Below are 16,769 nucleotides of genomic sequence, written 5' to 3'. Positions count from 1 at the left end.
TCCGCAGTGTCGTGCGCCCATCATAGGAACGCCGCTCGCGGGTTGTGACGCACCAGGGACCCGTCAATCCCCGGGACGGCCGGGAGCACCGGCTTTCCTCCCGAATTGCCCCGTGGCGGCGGGCGCCGGCCGTGCCGCGGCTCCGGCCGGCGGGAGGATCCGGCCCCGGACGCCCGTCCGCACGCGGGTGTGCCGGCGTCCGGCCGTGGCGCACCGCACCGGAAGACGCCCGCGGGAGGTCGCCGGGCCGGTGTGCCTCCAGGCCGGGCACCGCCGGTCCCGGGCGGCCCGGGCCCGGCGCGGCCCGCGCCGGGCGGCGCGCCGCTCCCGGCACGGGAGGCGGCCGGGTGAACGGCCCGGACCCGGCGGGCCGCCCGGGATCCGGCGCCGTCAGGCCGGGGACGACCGGGGCGGGGTGACCGTCGTGCGCGAGGCGCGCCGCTGCGAGGAGGTGCGCACGATCAGCTCCGTCGGTATCACCTGGGCCACCGGACGCCCCTCGTCCAGCCCCTCGATGGCGTCGATCAGCAGCTGGACCACCGCCGTGCCGATCCGGCGCGGTTGCAGGGAGAGGGTGGTGACCGGCGGCTCGGTGCCGGCGTAGACCGTGGACTCGCTACAGCACACCAGCAGCAGGTCCTCGGGGACACGCAGGCCGTAGCGGCGCGCGGCGGCCAGCAGGTCCGTGCCGTTGGGGTCGAAGAGGCCGTAGACGGCGTCCGGGCGGTCGGGGCGGGCCAGCAGGCGGTCCGCCGCGACGGCTCCCGCGCGCGGGTCGTGGGCCGGGTACTTCTCGTAGACCGGGTCCTGCCCGGCCCGTTCGCACCAGGCGAGGTAGGCGCTGGTGGAGAGGCGCGTGTAGGTGTCGGTGGTGGTGCCGGTGAGCAGGCCGATCCGGCGGGCGCCGGCCTCGGCGAGGTGGTCCAGCAGTCCGAGGACGGCGGCCTCGTGGTCGTTGTCGACCCAGGCGGTCACCGGTACGGAACCGGCGGGGCGGCCGTCGGAGACGACGGGGATCCGCTGCCGCGTGAGCTCGGCGACGACCGGGTCGTGGTCGGAGGGGTCGATGACCACCGTGCCGTCGAGGGCGACGTTGGACCAGACGTCGTGACGGGAGGTGGCGGGGAGGATGACGAGGGCATAGCCGCGGTCCAGCGCGGCGGAGGTGGCGGCCCGGGCCATCTCGGCGAAGTAGGCGAACTCGGTGAAGGTGAAGGGCTCGTCACCGTAGGTGGTCACGGTCAGTCCGATCAGCCCGGACCGGCCCGTACGGAGGGTGCGCGCCGCGGCGGAAGGGCGGTAGCCCAGTCGCTCCGCGACCTCGCGGACGTGACGGCGGGTGGCGTCGGGGAGGCGGCCCTTGCCGTTGAGGGCGTCGGAGACAGTCGTGATGGAGACACCGGCGGCGGCGGCCACGTCCCGGATGCCCGCTCGCCCCAGCCGACGGCCGGCCGCCCGGCTCACCTGGTGCTTCTCTGCTGCTGTCATGGCCAGCCGATACTAGGGTGCCCGGGCCCCGGGAGCGGCAGTCGGTGACGGACCATCAGGAGTTACGTTTCTGCAAGGCGGGCGACCTCAACAGCCATGACATGCAAGGTCGTTGGGGAAAACTTTGGGCGGCCGTGGTGCCCATACGGGCCGCTTTCCAGGGAACCGTGTTTGTTTCGAAGAGGTCTCAAGTCACCTGGACGGGTGATGCGCGGGGCGGCGCGATCCACCGGCGCGCGGGAGGTGGCCGTGCACCGGCGGGACGGCGGACGGCACCGCGGAGGGCCCCGCGGACGTATCGGGCGAAGGTGGCCGCGGTTCCACATCACTCCGCCCGGGCCCTGCGGCGCCGCACACCGCCGGGCCTCGCCGCACGGCGCCGCGGTCCGCTCCCGCGCCGCGCCGCCCGGCTTCCCGCGCCGCGGCCATTGCCCGTCGCCGCAATCCTCATAGGGTATGCAGCATTGGACGGCACGATGAGGCGGCGGGACGGTCGAGGAGGACTGTGATGCACACTGAATCCCGGGGGGTCTCCCCCGAGGCCCCGGTGATCCCCAGACTGCGCGGTGTGCTGGAGGGCATCCCGACCTACAAGCCGGGCAAGCCCGCCGCGGCGGGGGACGGGCCGGTCACGTACAAGCTCTCCTCCAACGAGAACCCCTACCCACCGCTGCCGGGAGTCATGGAGAGCGTGCGGAGCGCCGCGGAGAGCTTCCACCGCTACCCCGACATGGCGTGCAGCGCGCTGACCGCCGAGCTGTCCGAGCGGTTCGACGTGCCGGCCACGCATCTGGCCACCGGCACCGGCTCGGTGGGCGTGGCCCAGCAACTCCTCCAGGCCACCGCCGGCCCGGGGGACGAGGTGATCTACGGCTGGCGCTCCTTCGAGGCGTACCCGATCCTCACCCAGATCTCCGGCGCGTCCTCCGTGCAGGTGCCGCTCACCGAAGACGAGCGGCACGACCTGGACGCGATGGCCGCGGCCGTGACCGGCCGGACCCGGCTGGTCTTCGTCTGCAATCCGAACAACCCGACCGGCACGGCCGTCCGCCGGGAGGAGCTGGAACGCTTCCTGGACCGGGTGCCCTCCGACGTCCTGGTGGTCCTGGACGAGGCCTACCGGGAGTTCATCCGGGACGCGGAGGTGCCGGACGGCCTGGAGATCTACCGCGACCGCCCGAACGTCTGCGTGCTGCGCACCTTCTCCAAGGCGTACGGGCTGGCCGGGCTGCGCGTCGGCTTCGCGGTGGCGCACGAGCCGGTCGCGGCCGCGCTGCGCAAGACCGCGGTGCCCTTCGGCGTGAGCCAGCTGGCGCAGGACGCCGCGGTGGCCTCGCTGCGCAGCGAGGACGCGCTGCTGGAGCGGGTGTCGGCGCTGGTCGCGGAGCGGGCAAGGGTGTCCGGGGCGCTGTCGGCCCAGGGCTGGTCGGTCCCGGAGTCCCAGGCCAACTTCGTCTGGCTGCGGCTGGGGGAGCGGACGTCGGAGTTCGCGGCGGCCTGTGAACGGGCGGGCGTGGTCGTCCGGCCGTTCCCGGGCGAGGGCGTGCGGATCACCATCGGTGAGCCCGAGGCGAACGACCTGCTGCTGGAGGCGGCGGAGGCGTTCCGCAAGGAGCTCTGAGGTCCCGGGCGGCCGGTGATCCGGGGCCCGGGGGTTCCGGCGGTCCGGTGCGCCCGTCGGTTCAGTGCGTCCGGTGATCCGGTTGTCCGGTGGCGCGGTGGGTTGGCCGGCCGCGCCCCGGCGGCGTCGGCCGCGGCCGCGTCAGGACCGCCGGTGCCCTCGTCGGGCCAGGGGCCGGGTCGTGCCGGTGGGGCCGGTGCGGCACCGGGGGTGTCCGGAAAAGATCGCAGTTCGGGGGGTGTGCCGCAGGGCACACCCCCCGCTGCTTCCTCCGGGGAACGGGTGCGCGATACTGGGCTTGTGAATGTGAACGCTTTCACAAGCGCTGGACTCTGTTCCGGTTGCTCTGGTTCTGCTGGTTCCTCCCGTTCCTCCGTGAAACGGGTGGTCTGCCACATCCGATCGCCGCGATGTGAGGGAGTGCCGCCATGGATCCTCTGACCACCGTGACCACCGTGACGGCGGTCGACGCCGTGCACACGGCCCTGGCCCCCGAGACGCTCGCGCGCTGGCAGTTCGGCATCACGACCGTCTACCACTTCCTGTTCGTCCCCCTGACGATCTCCCTGGCCGCGCTGGTGGCCGGGCTGGAGACCGCGTGGGTGCGGACGGGCAAGGAGAAGTACCTCCGGGCCACCAAGTTCTGGGGCCGGCTCTTCCTGATCAACATCGCGATGGGGGTCGTCACCGGCATCGTGCAGGAGTTCCAGTTCGGGATGAACTGGTCCGACTACTCGCGCTTCGTCGGGGACGTCTTCGGCGCCCCGCTGGCCCTCGAGGCGCTGATCGCGTTCTTCTTCGAGTCCACCTTCATCGGCCTGTGGATCTTCGGCTGGGACAAGCTGCCGAAGGGGATCCACGCCGCCTGCATGTGGATGGTGGCGCTCGGCACGGTGCTCTCCGCGTACTTCATCCTGGCGGCCAACTCCTGGATGCAGCATCCGGTCGGTTACCGGATCAACGAGGAGACCGGGCGGGCCGAACTCACCGACTTCCTGCACGTACTCACCCAGGAGACGACCCTCGTGGTGGTCTTCCACACCCTCACCGCGGCGTTCCTGGCGGGCGGCGCCTTCATGGTCGGCATCGCGGCGGTGCACCTCCGCCGTGGCCGGCACGTCCCCGAGATGCGGACCTCGCTCCGGCTCGGCCTGGTGACCCTGGTCGTCGGCGGTCTGCTGACCGCCGTCAGCGGTGACCAGCTCAGCAAGGTGATGTTCGAGCAGCAGCCGATGAAGATGGCCGCCGCCGAGGCGCTGTGGGACAGCGAGGCGCCCGCGCCCTTCTCCCTCTTCGCCTACGGGGACGTCGACGAGGGGCACAACTCGGTCGCCGTCGAGATCCCCGGGCTCCTCTCCTTCCTCGCCCACGGCGATCTGGAGACCGCCGTCCCGGGCATCAACGACGTGAACGAGGCCGAGCAGGAGAAGTACGGGCCCGGCGACTACCGGCCCAACATCCCGGTCGCCTACTGGGGCTTCCGCTGGATGATCGGTTTCGGCATGGCCTCCTTCCTGCTCGGCGCGGTCGGCCTGTACCTCACCCGGAAGCGGCTCTGGCTCGCGCCCCGGTTGCGGACCGGCGAGGACGAGGTGCCGCTGCTCGCGCTCACCCGGGACCGGACGCTGGGGGCCACCCTCACCGGCTGGTACTGGCGGCTGGCCGTGCTCACCATCGGTTTCCCGCTGATCGCCAGTTCCTGGGGCTGGATCTTCACCGAGATGGGCCGTCAGCCCTGGGTGGTCTACGGCGTGCTGCGGACGGAGGACGCGGTCTCCCCGGGGGTGAGCCAGGGCGAGGTGCTGCTGTCGATGGGCGTCTTCACCCTGCTGTACGCGATTCTCGCGGTGGTCGAGGTGCGGCTCCTGGTCACCTACGCCAAGGCCGGGCCGCCGGAGCTCACCGACGCCGACCTCGACCCGCCCACCCGGATCGGCGGTCACGACCGCGACGACGCCGACCGGCCCATGGCCTTCTCGTACTGATCCCGGAGGCCGGCGGCCCGGGACCGGCGGGCCACCGCTCACCGGGCCCGGCGGCGGACCACCGGCCCCGGCCGGCCGCATCCCCTGACCCCCTGAACCTCTGGACCCCCGGTCCCTGACCGTGCCTGACCGAGCGACGAGGAGCGAGGCATGGAACTGCACGACATCTGGTTCGTCCTGATCGCCTTCCTGTGGACGGGCTACTTCTTCCTGGAGGGCTTCGACTTCGGGGTCGGCGTGCTCACCAAGGTGCTGGCCCGCGACCGCCGTGAGCGAAGGGTCCTGATCAACACCATCGGCCCGGTCTGGGACGGCAACGAGGTCTGGCTGCTCACCGCCGCCGGCGCCACCTTCGCGGCCTTCCCGGAGTGGTACGCCACCCTCTTCTCCGGCTTCTACCTGCCGCTGCTGGCGATCCTGCTCGCGCTGATCGTCCGCGGGGTCGCCTTCGAGTACCGGCACAAGCGCCAGGAGGAGCGCTGGCAGTCCCGCTGGGAGCACGCCATCTTCTGGACCTCGGTGGTGCCCGCGTTCCTCTGGGGAGTGGTCTTCGGCAACATCGTGCACGGGGTGGCCATCGACGCGGACGGCGAGTACACCGGCGGTCTGCTCGGCCTGGTCAACGGGTACGCGCTGCTCGGCGGGGCGGTCACGCTGACCCTCTTCACCTTCCACGGCGCGGTCTTCGTGGCCCTCAAGACCGTCGGGGACATCCGGGCCCGGGCCCGGCGGACGGCCACGGCCGTGGGGGTGCCCGCCGCCGGGCTGGCGGTCCTCTGGCTGGGCTGGACCCAGCTGGAGCGCGGGGACGGCCTCAGCCTGGTGGCCCTGGTGGTCGCGGCAGGCGCCCTGCTCGCGGCGATCGGGATGAACGGCCGGAGCCGGGAGGGATGGGCGTTCGCCCTGTCGGGGATCACCGTGGCCGCAGCCGTGGCGATGCTCTTCCTGACGCTGTTCCCGGATGTCATGCCGTCCACCCTGGACGAGGAGTGGAGCCTGACCGTGGCCAACGCCTCCTCCACCCCGTACACGCTGAAGATCATGACCTGGTGTGCCGGGGTGGCGGCTCCGCTGGTCATGCTCTACCAGGGCTGGACCTACTGGGTTTTCCGTAAGCGCATCGGCACCCAGCATCTCGCGGACGCGCACTGAGGGCCGGGTGAGAACAGTGGCCGGCGGAACGGCCGGGACGGCGCTACGAGCGGGAATCGCGGTACGGGCAGGAGCGGTGGTGCAGCCGGCTGGGGACAGGCGGGCGGAGCGGCCCGCGGGGGCGTCGGCACCGAGGGAGTGTTTCACGTGAAACCTGTCGATCCCCGGCTCCTCCGGTACGCCCGGGCGACCCGGTTCTTCCTGCTGGTCTCCGCCGCGCTCGGGCTGGCGGGGGCCGGTCTGGTGGTCGCCCAGGCGGTGCTGCTCGCCGACATCATCACCGGCGCCTTCCAGCGCGGCCTGGACGCCGGCGGGCTGCGTACCCCCCTGCTGCTGCTCGTGGCCGTGTCCGCCGGCCGGGGCCTCGTCTCCTGGCTGACGGAGCTGACGGCGCACCGGACCGGTGCCACCGTCAAGTCCGAGCTGCGGGCGCGGCTGCTCGGCCATGCCACCCGGCTCGGCCCGGGCTGGCTCTCCACCCAGCGCACCGGGGAGCTGACCACGCTCGCCACCCGGGGCATCGACGCGCTCGACGACTACTTCGCCCGGTATCTGCCGCAGCTGGCGCTGGCGGTGGTGGTGCCCGCCGTGGTGCTGGCCCGGATCGTCACCGAGGACTGGGTCTCCGCGGTGGTCATCGTGCTGACGCTGCCGCTGATCCCGCTCTTCATGGTGCTGATCGGCTGGGCCACGCAGGCGCGGACGGAGCGGCAGTGGCTGCTGCTCTCCCGGCTGTCGGGACACTTCCTCGACGTGGTCGCCGGCCTTCCCACCCTGAAGGTGTTCGGCCGGGCCGCGGCGCAGGCCCGCTCGATACGCGCCATCACGGCGGACTACCGGCGCGCGACCCTGCGGACCCTGCGGATCGCCTTTCTCTCCTCCTTCGCCCTGGAACTGCTGGCCACCCTGTCGGTAGCGCTGGTCGCCGTGGGGATCGGGATGCGGCTGGTCCACGGCGACCTCGACCTGCGGACCGGGCTGGTGGTGCTGATCCTCGCCCCCGAGGCGTATCTGCCCCTCCGCCAGGTGGGGGCGCGGTTCCACGCCGCCGCCGAGGGACTGGCCGCCGCGGACCGGGTGTTCGCGGTCCTGGAGACCCCGCTTCCCGGGCGTGGCGGCGGTGCGCCCGTACCCGCAGCGCGGAACTCCGCGCTGCGGGTGGAGGGTCTCGTCGTACGCCACCCGGGCCGCCCGGGGCCCTCGCTCCCCCGGACCTCGCTGACCGTCCGCCCGGGTGAGACGGTCGCCCTGACCGGCCCCAGCGGGTCGGGGAAGACGACGCTGCTCCACGCGCTGCTGGGGTTCGCCGAACCGGCGGAGGGGCGGTTGCTCCTCGGCGGTACGGATCTGGCCGACGCCGATCCCGCGGACTGGCGGCGGCAGATCGCCTGGCTGCCCCAGCACCCCCACCTCTTCGCCGGTTCCATCGCCGACAACGTCCGGCTGGCACGGCCGGACGCCGGTGACGGCGCGGTGCGGGAGGCGCTGCGGGACGCGGGAGCGCTGGAGTTCGTCTCCGCACTGCCCGACGGGGCCGCCACCGTGCTCGGGGAGGGCGGTGCCGGGCTGTCCGCGGGGCAGCGGCAGCGGGTCGCGCTGGCCCGGGCCTTCCTCGCCGACCGTCCCGTGCTGCTGCTGGACGAGCCGACGGCCCACCTGGACGGGGAGAGCGAGGCCGCGGTCGCGGCGGCCGTGGCACGGCTGGCCGAGGGACGCACCGTGCTGATGGCCGTGCACCGGCCCGCGTCGGCGGCGGTGGCGGACCGGGTCGTGGCCCTCGCCCCGGCGGCGCCGGGCACCCCGGCCGGGCCCGCGGCGGCACTCCCGGGAGAGGGGGCCGGCGGGGTGGTCCACGCCCCCGCGGCCCGGGCCATCGGCGCGGACGGCCCGGACGGGGGCGCGGACGCGGCCACCCCGGAGCTCGCGGCGGCCCGTGCGGACGTTCCGGCGGACCGTGCCGTGAACCTCTCCACCGGCCCCGCCGCACCGGCCGCGGCAGGCGGGAGCGGGCGGTGGCGCGGGCGGTGTGGACGGCGGGGCCGCCGGGCCGACCCGCTGCGCCGGGTGCGGGCGCTGCTGCGGGCCCGGCGGGGCCGGTTCGCCCTGGCGCTGGCGCTGGGCAGCCTGGCGCTGGGCAGCGCGGTGGGGCTGATGGGGGTCTCCGGCTGGCTGATCTCCCGCGCCTCCGAGCAGCCGCCGGTGCTGCATCTGCTGGTCGCGGTGACGGCCACCCGGGCCTTCGGCATCGGCCGCGCCGTGTTCCGGTACGCCGAGCGGCTGGTCGCGCATGACGCGGTCTTCCGGATGCTCGCCGATCTCCGGGTGGACGTCTTCCGGCGGCTCGCGCGGCTCGCGCCCGCCGGGCTGCGCGCCACCCGCCGCGGGGATCTGCTGTCCCGGCTGGTCGCTGACGTGGACTCGCTTCAGGACTACGTGCTGAGGCTGTGGCTCCCCGTCGGGGTGGCCCTGCTGGTGTCCGCCGGTTCCGCCGGGTTCACCGCCTGGCTGCTGCCCGAGGCCGGCGCCCTGCTGGCGCTGGGGCTGCTCGCCGCGGGCGCCGGGGTCCCGCTGCTCTCCGGGGCGCTCTCCCGGCGGGCCGAACGCCGGCTCGCCCCGGCCCGCGGGGACCTGGCCACCCGGGTGGTGGACCTCCTGGCGGGCACCGCCGAACTGACGGTCGCGGGGCAGCTGGAGGCCCGCACGGCCGGGGCCCTGCGGGCGGACGCCGGGCTGACCGCGCTCGCCCGCCGCTCGGCCGCCGCCGCCGGGGCCGGGGCGGGGCTCACCGCCCTGGTGTGCGGGCTCACCGTGACCGCCCTGTCCTGGGCCGGGATCCAGGCCGTGCACGAGGGGCGCCTCGCCGGGGTCGCGCTGGCCGTGGTCGTCCTGCTGCCGCTCGCGGCGTTCGAGGCCGTGGCCGACCTGCCGCTCGCGGTGCGCCACCGGCAGCGGGCCCACCGCGCCGCGGCCCGCGTCGAGGAGGTGCTGTCCGCGCCGGAACCGGTGCGGGAACCCGCGCGCCCGGCGCCCGCGCCGGCCTCACCGTTCCCGCTGGAGCTGCGCGGGATCACCGCCCGCCATCCCGGGCAGCCGCGGCCCGCGCTCGACGGGCTGGACCTGGACCTCGCCCCCGGGCGACGGATCGCCGTCGTCGGGCCCTCGGGCTCGGGCAAGACCACGCTGGCCCAGGTGCTGCTGCGCTTCCTGGACCCGGAGTCCGGCCGCTACACCCTGGCCGGTGCCGACGCCACGACGCTCGACGGCGACGCCGTGCGCCGGCTGGTCGGGCTCTGCGCCCAGGACGCGCATATCTTCGACAGCTCCCTGCGGGAGAACCTGCGGCTGGCACGCCCGCCGGCCGGCGAGGCCGCGCTCCGCGCCGCGCTGGCCCGGGCCCGGCTGCTGGACTGGGTGGACGGGCTGCCCGACGGGCTGGACACGCCGGTGGGTGAGCACGGCGCCCGGATGTCGGGCGGTCAGCGCCGGCGCCTCGCGCTGGCCCGCGCGCTCCTCGCCGACGTCCCCGTCCTCGTCCTCGACGAGCCCGCCGAGCATCTCGACCTGGCGACGGCGGACGCCCTGACGGCCGACCTGCTCGCCGCCACCCAGGGGCGGGCGACGGTGCTGATCACCCACCGGCTGGCGGGTCTGGCGGAGGTCGACGAGGTGGTGGTGCTGGACCGGGGCCGGGCCGTGCAACGCGGCGCCCCCGCCGAACTGGCCTCCGCCGACGGGCCGTTCCGGCGGATGCTGGAGCGGGAGCGCGCGGTGGAGGGCGCCCCGGGCGAGGACGGTCCGGGCGGGGCCTCCCCGGGCGGGGCCGATGGGCCCCGGCCGGTCCTCCCGGTGGCCGGGACGCGGCGGTGACCTGAGGCCGCCCTGACCCGCCGGCCGGTGCCCGAGACCATGGTGACCTGCGGTGACGGCCCTGGGCGGTGCGCCGCTCCGCCGGCCGGCAGCCCGTCCGGCCGCCCCGTCCGGTGTGGCCGGCGGGGCCGATTGGCCGGGACGGGCGGACGGGCTGCCGGCCGGCGGGGGGTCGCCGCCGGACGGGTGGAGCTTCGGACGCGCGCCCGTGCGGCGCGCCGACGGGACGGGCACCCGGCCGCACGGAGCGTGGCCGCGGGAAGCCGGCCGGAAGCCGGAAGGACGGGACGGCGTCCCCTGCTCCATCCCTGTGCTTCGGCCTGTTCGTTCGTACGGGGAGCCCGCGCGTTCACGCCGGCGGCATGTCAGGTCTGCCGCTCCAGGATGGCCTCGATGACCGCGGCGACGCCGTCCTCGTTGTTGCCCGTTGTACGGGCCGAGGTGGCGGCCAGCACCTCCGGGTGGGCATTGGCCATCGCGTAGGAGTTCCCGGCCCAGCTCAGCATCTCCAGGTCGTTGGGCATGTCCCCGAAGGCGACGACCTCCTCCGGGGAGATGCCGCGCTCGGCGCAGCACCGGGCCAGGGTGGACGCCTTGCTGACCCCCAGCCCGCTGATCTCCAGCAGCGCGGTCGGGCTGGAGCGGGTGAAGGAGGCGTGCGCGCCGGCCGTTTCCCGGGCCAGCGCCAGATACTCGTCCGGGGATATCACGGGGTGGTGGGCCAGGAGCTTGAGGAGGTGGTGCTCCGCGTCCCAGGCGTCCTCGGCGAGCAGCAGTTCGGCCGCCTTGACCCGGGCGCCGGTGTCCAGGGGGAACGGCGGGTACTCCGGCTCGTGGTGGAGTCCGGAGGTGAGCTCGACGGCGAAGGAGGTGCCGGGGGCCGCCACGCGCAGCGCCCCGACGACGTCCATCGCGGAGAGGCGGTGCAGCGGACGGAGGTCGACGACCCGGCCGCCGCGGTGCAGATCCACCACGGCCGCGCCGTTGGCGCAGATGGCCAGCCCGTGACCGTGGACATGGGCGCTGACGACGTCCATCCAGCGGGCGGGCCTGCCGGTGACGAAGAAGACGTCGATACCGGCTCGCTCGGCGGCCGCCAGGGCGGCGACGGTGCGGTCGGAGACCGACTTGTCGTCCCGCAGCAGGGTGCCGTCGAGATCGGTGGCGATCAGCCGCACGGGCCCGGCGACGGGGGCCGGTTCACCGGCCGCCGTCCGGGGCCGCTGGTGCGGTTCGGGCCGCTCGGTAGCTGAGGTCACTCCTCCATCTTCCCGCATATGCGCGTACAGAAGTGCGATCGGGCGCACAGGGGAGCGGTGTTCCGCCCCACGTCGAGGGGCGGGGACGCGGGAGCGGCGACGGCGGCGTACGCACGCGGCGGCCGAGGCCGGGCGGGCCGGTCCCGGCCGGTGCCGGGGCGGGCGGCGGTGTCGTGCGCGGCGGTGGGTCCGCCCCGCCGGCGCGCGCACGGCGGGCCGTCCTGCCCCTTCGCCTCCCGGCCGGCCCGGCGTCGGCCCGCCCCGCCCTCGCCACCCCGGGGGCGGGCGGCGCTCAGCCGAGCCGGCTCATGGCCTCGGTGGCGATCTTCTCGAAGACGTTCTGGTCGGCCGCGAAGTCGGAGTCCGGGATCGGCCAGTGGAGCACCAGTTCGGTGAAGCCCAGCTCCTGGTGGCGCCCGGCGAAGTCCACGAAGGCGTCCACGGATTGCAGCGGCCCGGCCCCCTCCGGGGTGAAACCGGTGAGCAGGATCTTGTCCAGCCCGGCCGGGTCCCGCCCGGCCTCCTCGCACGCCGCGCCCAGCCGCCCGAGCTGGCCGCGCAGTGCCTCCACCGACTGCTGCGGGGTGCCCTCGGCGAACAGCTTCGGATCCCCCGTGGTCACCCACGCCTGCCCGAACCGCGCGGCCAGCCGCAGACCGCGCGGGCCCGTCGCGGCCACGGCGAACGGCAGCCGGGGCCGCTGGACGCAGCCCGGGATGTTCCGGGCCTCCTCCGCCGAGTAGTACGCGCCACGCTGCGAGAGGGCGTCCTCGCTGAGCAGCCGGTCGAGCAGTGCCACGAACTCGGCGAAGCGGCTCGCGCGCTCCCGCGGCGGCCACGGCTCCTGGCCCAGGGCGGTGGCGTCGAAACCGTTGCCGCCGGCGCCGATACCGAGCGTGATCCGGCCACCGGAGACATCGTCCAGGGAGATCAGTTCCTTGGCGAGCGTCACCGGATGCCGGAAGTTGGGCGAGGTCACCAGGGTGCCCAGCCGCAGGCGCTCCGTGGCGGTGGCGGCGGCGGTGAGCGTGGGCAGGGCGCCGAACCAGGGACCGTCCCGGAAGGACCGCCAGGAGAGGTGGTCGTAGGTGTACGCGGCGTGGAAGCCGAGCTCCTCGGCCCGCCGCCACTTCGCCCGGCCGCCCTCGTGCCAGCGGTCGACGGGGAGGATCACGGTGCTCAGTCGCGGGGTCATGGTCCGGAAGCCTACGGTGCGGTCCGAACACCCCGGAAGGTCCGGTGGTACGGCCCGGGAGCAGCGGTGGTCGTCCTGGGCGCGGCCGCGCCGGCCTCCACCGGGGACGTTCGCCCCCGATCCGTGCCGTGCCACCCCGCGGTCACCCCGGCCCGGTGCGGGGCCGCGGCGGCGTGCGCGGGGTCACCGGGCCCCGGACTGCGTTCCCCGCTCGGCCCGCGTCCCCCCGGCCGGGGAGCGCCCCGCCGCGCGATGCCGGTGCCGCGCCGGTGGCCGGGTGAACCGCAGGGCCATCACCGGGCAGGCGGCCACGGCCCGGCGGGCGTCCCCGGCCAGCTCGGACGGGACGGCCGTGGCACGGAGCACCGGGTAACCCCATTCGTCGAGCGTGATCAGCTCCGGCAGCAGTTCGGCGCAGAGGCCGTGGCCGTCGCACGCCGCGAAGTCGACGGAGAGCCGCCCGCCGGGCCGGGGCGCCCCCGGCCGGGGCGTCCCCGCCGTTCCCGCCGTCCCGGGCGTTCCCGCGCGCCGTGGCTTCTCCGCCATGCCTGAGGCCTCCGCCGTCTGCGCCGTCTCCGCGGGCTCCGTCATCTGGGTCATCCGGGTCATCTGGGTCATCTGCGTCATCCCTTCGTCTTCGTTCCCTGCTCCGCCGTTCTCTCGGCCCGGCCCCGTCCGCCGGTCGCCGTTCCCCGGCCGCGCGGGCCGCCGGCACCGCGCGGCGCGCTCACCGCCACGCGTCCTCGGCCGGTGGCCGGGCGGCGGGCACCGGCAGGGTGAGGGGCGCGTGCGCGAAGGCACACGGACCGTGGCTCAGATGGCGCGCCACGTGGTCACCGAAGACCCGCAGCGCCGAGACGGCCAGCCGCGCGGCCCCGTCGGGGTGGCGGCAGGCGCCCCGGCCGGGGAGGAGGCCGAGCCGGTGGTTCAGGCGTTCCAGCACCGGCGCCCCGGCCCGTCCCCAGGCCAGCTCGGCGAAGTCCTCGGCCACGGACGGGAGCCCGAAGCGGCAGGGACCGCACTGCCGGGCGCTCTGGGCGCCCAGGTAGGCCAGCACCGCGGCCGTCTCGGCGAGTCCGCACGCCTCCTCGGGCAGTGCCGCCACCACGCCCGCGAGCCGCCCCGGGTCCGCGCCGTGCGGGGGTGCGGGCAGCCAGCTGCCGAAGAAGCCGCCCACCAGCACGGCGCCGAGCCGCCCGGCGGGTCCGCCCGCCGCGTCGAGCGCGGTGGAGACGGAGCTGTCCGCCGGCAGCTCGTACACCCCCGGGCGGCGCACGGAGCCGGTGAGGGCCGTCAGGGCGGTGCCCGGGGCCTCGGGGCCGCCCTGCTCGCGGAACCACTCGGGGCCGTAGCGGGCGATCAGGGCGAGATGGGCGAGGGTCTCCACGTTGTCGACCAGGGTGGGGCGCCGGGCGACCCCCTTCTCGAACGGCCGGGGCGGGGTGGCCCGCGGCCGGGCGGCACCGCCGTTGAGCCAGTTCACCAGCGCGGTCTCCTCACTGGAGACGAAGTGGTGCGGCAGGGTGTGCACCTCCACCGGGACGGGGTCCACTCCCGCGCGCCGCCGCTCCCCGACCGCCCGGACCAGCCGGCGCACCTGCTCTCCCCGGGTACGGGCCAGGCAGAGGTGCACCGTGGCCGCGCCGGTCGCGACCGCCGCGAGCACGGCTCCGTCCAGCACGAGATGCGGGGCGAGATGGAGCAGGGTGGCGTCCTTCCGGCCGGCCGGTTCGCTCTCCATCCCGTTGGCGACCACGACGGCGGGGCCGCGCCGCTCCGCGACCGCGGCCAGCTTGCGCCCGGTGGGGAAGCCGCCGCCGCCCCGGCCGGTGAGCCCGGCCCGCAGCACCGCGTCGATCAGCGTCTCCGGGGCGGCGGCCGACGGGGCGGGGCCGTAGCGGTCCAGGTGCTCGGCGAGACCGGCGGGCCCGCCCGTCTCGTACCAGCCGAGGAGCAGACGGGTGCCGTCCGGGCCGGCGGGGGGCCGCGGGCGCCGCAGGGTGGATGTGGTGACGGGGCCGGGGGTCACGCGGCCTCACCCCTTTCTCTGATTTCTCCGATTTCTCTGATGTCCCGACGTGCTTCTCGTGTTCCTCCGGTTCTCTCCGGTGCTCCGGGTCCTCCGGGCCCTCCGGGGCTCTCCGGAATCTCCGGCCACGGGCGTCCGGGATGGTGCGGAGTCGCCGGCCCGGTCCGGAGCGGCACGGGGGAGGCGGGGGCGGTGGGGGCCACCGGCACCGGCGCCGGGGCGGCGACCGCCTGCCTCCGGGTGCGCCGTGCCGCGCCCGGGAGCCGTCCCGCGCGGCCGAGCCGCCACCCCGCGGCGGCGAGCACCGTCAGCAGACAGCCCGCGTACAGCAGTTGCTGGGGGCCCAGGCGGGTGTCCGTGCCCGTGCCGATCCCGTGGAGCAGGGCCACCGGCCATGCCGCGTAGGCGAGCCAGTGCACCGCCTTCCACCGGCGGTGCCCCAGACGGTGCCGGAGGGCGCTGCTGACCGCGACCGCGAGCAGCAGATCGAGGGCCACGGCCCCGAGCCCCACCCACAGCGGCCGGTAGGAGGAGACGAACGGCACGACGGTGGCCGTCAGGCCGATGTCCGTGTACGTGTCGGCCACGGTGGTGAGGAGGTGCAGGCCGAGGAAGGCCAGGGAGATCAGCGACAGGTTGCGGTGGAGCGCGGAGACCTCGAACCGGGCGATCCGCCGGGGCGCGTACCGCCCGCCGGCGGCGGCGCCGAGCGCGGTCACCGCGGTGAACAGCACCAGCGAGACGGTGCCCGACGCCCGGGTGGCGTACCAGAGCGGGCTCGGGCCGGCCGCGAGGGCCGCCAGGGCGGTCGTGGTGGAGCCGGTCATCGGGGGCCTCCCGTCGGGTCGTCGGGCCATCCGCCCAGGTGGAGTACGTGTCCGTCGGCGTGGACCAGGCGGGCCGGCAGCCCGGCGTCCCGCAGCCACTCCGGGGCCCGCTCGCCCAGGACGACGGCGGCGGTCGCGGCCGTGTTGGCGGCCACGCACGAGGCTGCGGCCACGCTCGCGGTCCGCCACACGACGGGGGCGGAGGTGCCGGTGGCCGGGTCGACGAGGTGGTGCCGGAGCCTTCCACCGCGCCGCCAGGAGCGGACGGTCGTCCCCGAGGTGGCGAGGCCGCCGGCCCCGACGGTGACGACGGGGCCCGCCGCCGGGCGCGGGCCGGCGTGGTCGTCGGCCAGGGCTATCCGCCAGCCGCCCGCCGGGGGTGGTCCGGCCACCGACAGATCACCGCCGAGATTGACCAGCACCCCGCAGCCGGCCGCGTCGGCGGCCCGCCGGGCGGCCCGGTCCGCGGCCAGGGCCTTGGCCGTGGCACCCAGGTCCAGCGCGCCGCCGGCGGGCAGCCGCAGCAGCCGCAGCCCGGGATCCCAGCCGACCGCGCGCCGGCCGACGGCCGGCCGCGGCCGCGGCGAGGGCTCCGGTGTCCCCGGTGGCACCTCGTCGAACGTCCGGTCGTAGCCGAGCGCGGAGACGGCGGGGCCCACGGTCGGGTCGACGGCGCCGCCGGTGTCCTCGGCGGCGCGCAGCGCGACGGTCACGGCCTCGGCCAGCAGGGGTCCCACCGGCACGGGCCGGCCGCTGCCGGCGGTGGCGTTGACCCGGCTGAGTTCGGAGTCGGGGCGGAACCGGCTGCACGCGGCGTCCACGGCGGCCAGCTCGGCCCGCAGCGCCCGCAGCGCCGGCAGCGACACCCCCGCGCCGGCCGGGCCGGTTGTGAGCAGGACCGCCGTGGTGCCCAGCGCGCGGAAGGAGACGCGGGCCGGCTCCGCGGCCGGCCGGTGGGTGGCGGTCATGACGCGCCCGACTGAGTGTGGGGCGCCTGGGAGGTCGTCCCGGGCGGGGTCGCCGGGGCCGACGTGCCCGGAGCCGACGGTTCCGATGTCCCGCCGGGGGTCCGGGGCCCGGCCGGACCCGGCGTGGTGTTCTGGTCCGGCGTGCCACCGGAGGACGGGGAGGTGCCGGGGATCGCGTGCGCGTACCCCACGCCGAGCGCGGCGGTGCCGGCGGCCGCGGCGGCCACCGCCCAGCCGGTGGCGCCCCGCACGCGGCGCCGTCCCCGCGCACGGCGGTGCACCGCGGCCTCGACGGCCGGGCGGGGCTGGTGATCGGAATCGGACATGGCGGACTCCTCGCGACGGGGCGGGCCTTTCCGTGATTTCGGTGCTCCGTCG

At 75.8% G+C, this 16,769-nt stretch carries 12 protein-coding genes; 4 read left to right on the top strand and 8 right to left on the bottom strand.

Features of this window, described 5'->3' with window-relative positions; translation table 11 throughout:
• Window positions 1–390: 390 nt before the first annotated feature.
• Entirely contained in the window at window positions 391–1,488 is a 1,098-nt protein-coding gene (locus HCK00_RS01145) for a LacI family DNA-binding transcriptional regulator (protein ID WP_168099806.1), read from the bottom strand.
• A 508-nt stretch (window positions 1,489–1,996) separates the two neighbouring features.
• Between HCK00_RS01145 and hisC the strand changes: the two genes are divergently transcribed.
• The 4 genes from hisC to cydD all read left to right on the top strand — a co-directional run bounded on the left by hisC (window position 1,997) and on the right by cydD (window position 10,113).
• The gene (hisC, locus tag HCK00_RS01140) at window positions 1,997–3,109 is read left to right on the top strand and encodes a histidinol-phosphate transaminase (protein WP_168099805.1); all 1,113 of its coding nucleotides are present in this window, start codon (window positions 1,997–1,999) and stop codon (window positions 3,107–3,109) included.
• A 473-nt stretch (window positions 3,110–3,582) separates the two neighbouring features.
• Window positions 3,583–5,094, top strand: a complete 1,512-nt coding sequence (locus tag HCK00_RS01135; protein ID WP_168100009.1) for a cytochrome ubiquinol oxidase subunit I — start codon at window positions 3,583–3,585, stop codon at window positions 5,092–5,094.
• Window positions 5,095–5,244: 150 nt separating this feature from the next.
• Complete coding sequence (gene cydB, locus HCK00_RS01130; RefSeq protein ID WP_168099804.1) at window positions 5,245–6,246, top strand: cytochrome d ubiquinol oxidase subunit II; 1,002 nt, start codon at window positions 5,245–5,247, stop codon at window positions 6,244–6,246.
• Between the two features lie 147 nt (window positions 6,247–6,393).
• Window positions 6,394–10,113: a thiol reductant ABC exporter subunit CydD gene (gene cydD / locus HCK00_RS01125; protein WP_168099803.1), complete on the top strand. Its 3,720-nt coding sequence runs from the start codon at window positions 6,394–6,396 to the stop codon at window positions 10,111–10,113.
• 365 nt (window positions 10,114–10,478) lie between these two features.
• On the opposite strand, the gene HCK00_RS01120 is transcribed toward cydD, so the two are convergent.
• The 7 genes from HCK00_RS01120 to HCK00_RS01090 form a co-directional block, all read right to left on the bottom strand.
• Entirely contained in the window at window positions 10,479–11,390 is a 912-nt protein-coding gene (locus tag HCK00_RS01120) for an HAD family hydrolase (protein ID WP_168099802.1), read from the bottom strand.
• Window positions 11,391–11,664: 274 nt separating this feature from the next.
• The gene (locus HCK00_RS01115; protein WP_168099801.1) at window positions 11,665–12,567 is read right to left on the bottom strand and encodes an LLM class flavin-dependent oxidoreductase; all 903 of its coding nucleotides are present in this window, start codon (window positions 12,565–12,567) and stop codon (window positions 11,665–11,667) included.
• A 183-nt stretch (window positions 12,568–12,750) separates the two neighbouring features.
• On the bottom strand, window positions 12,751–13,185 hold the full coding sequence (locus tag HCK00_RS01110; RefSeq protein ID WP_240965141.1) for a ferredoxin: 435 nt from the start codon (window positions 13,183–13,185) through the stop codon (window positions 12,751–12,753).
• 109 nt (window positions 13,186–13,294) lie between these two features.
• Entirely contained in the window at window positions 13,295–14,596 is a 1,302-nt protein-coding gene (locus tag HCK00_RS01105) for an NADH-ubiquinone oxidoreductase-F iron-sulfur binding region domain-containing protein (protein WP_168099800.1), read from the bottom strand.
• Window positions 14,593–15,423, bottom strand: a complete 831-nt coding sequence (locus HCK00_RS01100) for a ferric reductase-like transmembrane domain-containing protein (protein WP_206319751.1) — start codon at window positions 15,421–15,423, stop codon at window positions 14,593–14,595. Before HCK00_RS01100 ends, HCK00_RS01105 begins: the two co-directional genes overlap by 4 nt.
• Window positions 15,420–16,391 carry an FAD:protein FMN transferase gene (locus tag HCK00_RS01095; protein WP_168099799.1) on the bottom strand — a complete coding sequence of 324 codons (972 nt, stop codon included), beginning with the start codon at window positions 16,389–16,391 and terminating at the stop codon, window positions 15,420–15,422. The genes HCK00_RS01100 and HCK00_RS01095 overlap by 4 nt, the downstream gene beginning before the upstream one ends.
• Window positions 16,388–16,717, bottom strand: coding sequence for a hypothetical protein (locus HCK00_RS01090; RefSeq protein WP_168099798.1), 330 nt, complete (start codon window positions 16,715–16,717; stop codon window positions 16,388–16,390). The genes HCK00_RS01095 and HCK00_RS01090 overlap by 4 nt, the downstream gene beginning before the upstream one ends.
• Window positions 16,718–16,769: the final 52 nt, after the last annotated feature.

This window comes from Streptomyces zingiberis (genome assembly GCF_012034935.1).
In the GTDB taxonomy this organism is placed as follows: Bacteria; Actinomycetota; Actinomycetes; order Streptomycetales; family Streptomycetaceae; genus Streptomyces; species Streptomyces zingiberis.
This window is presented reverse-complemented; position numbering and strand designations above follow the sequence as displayed.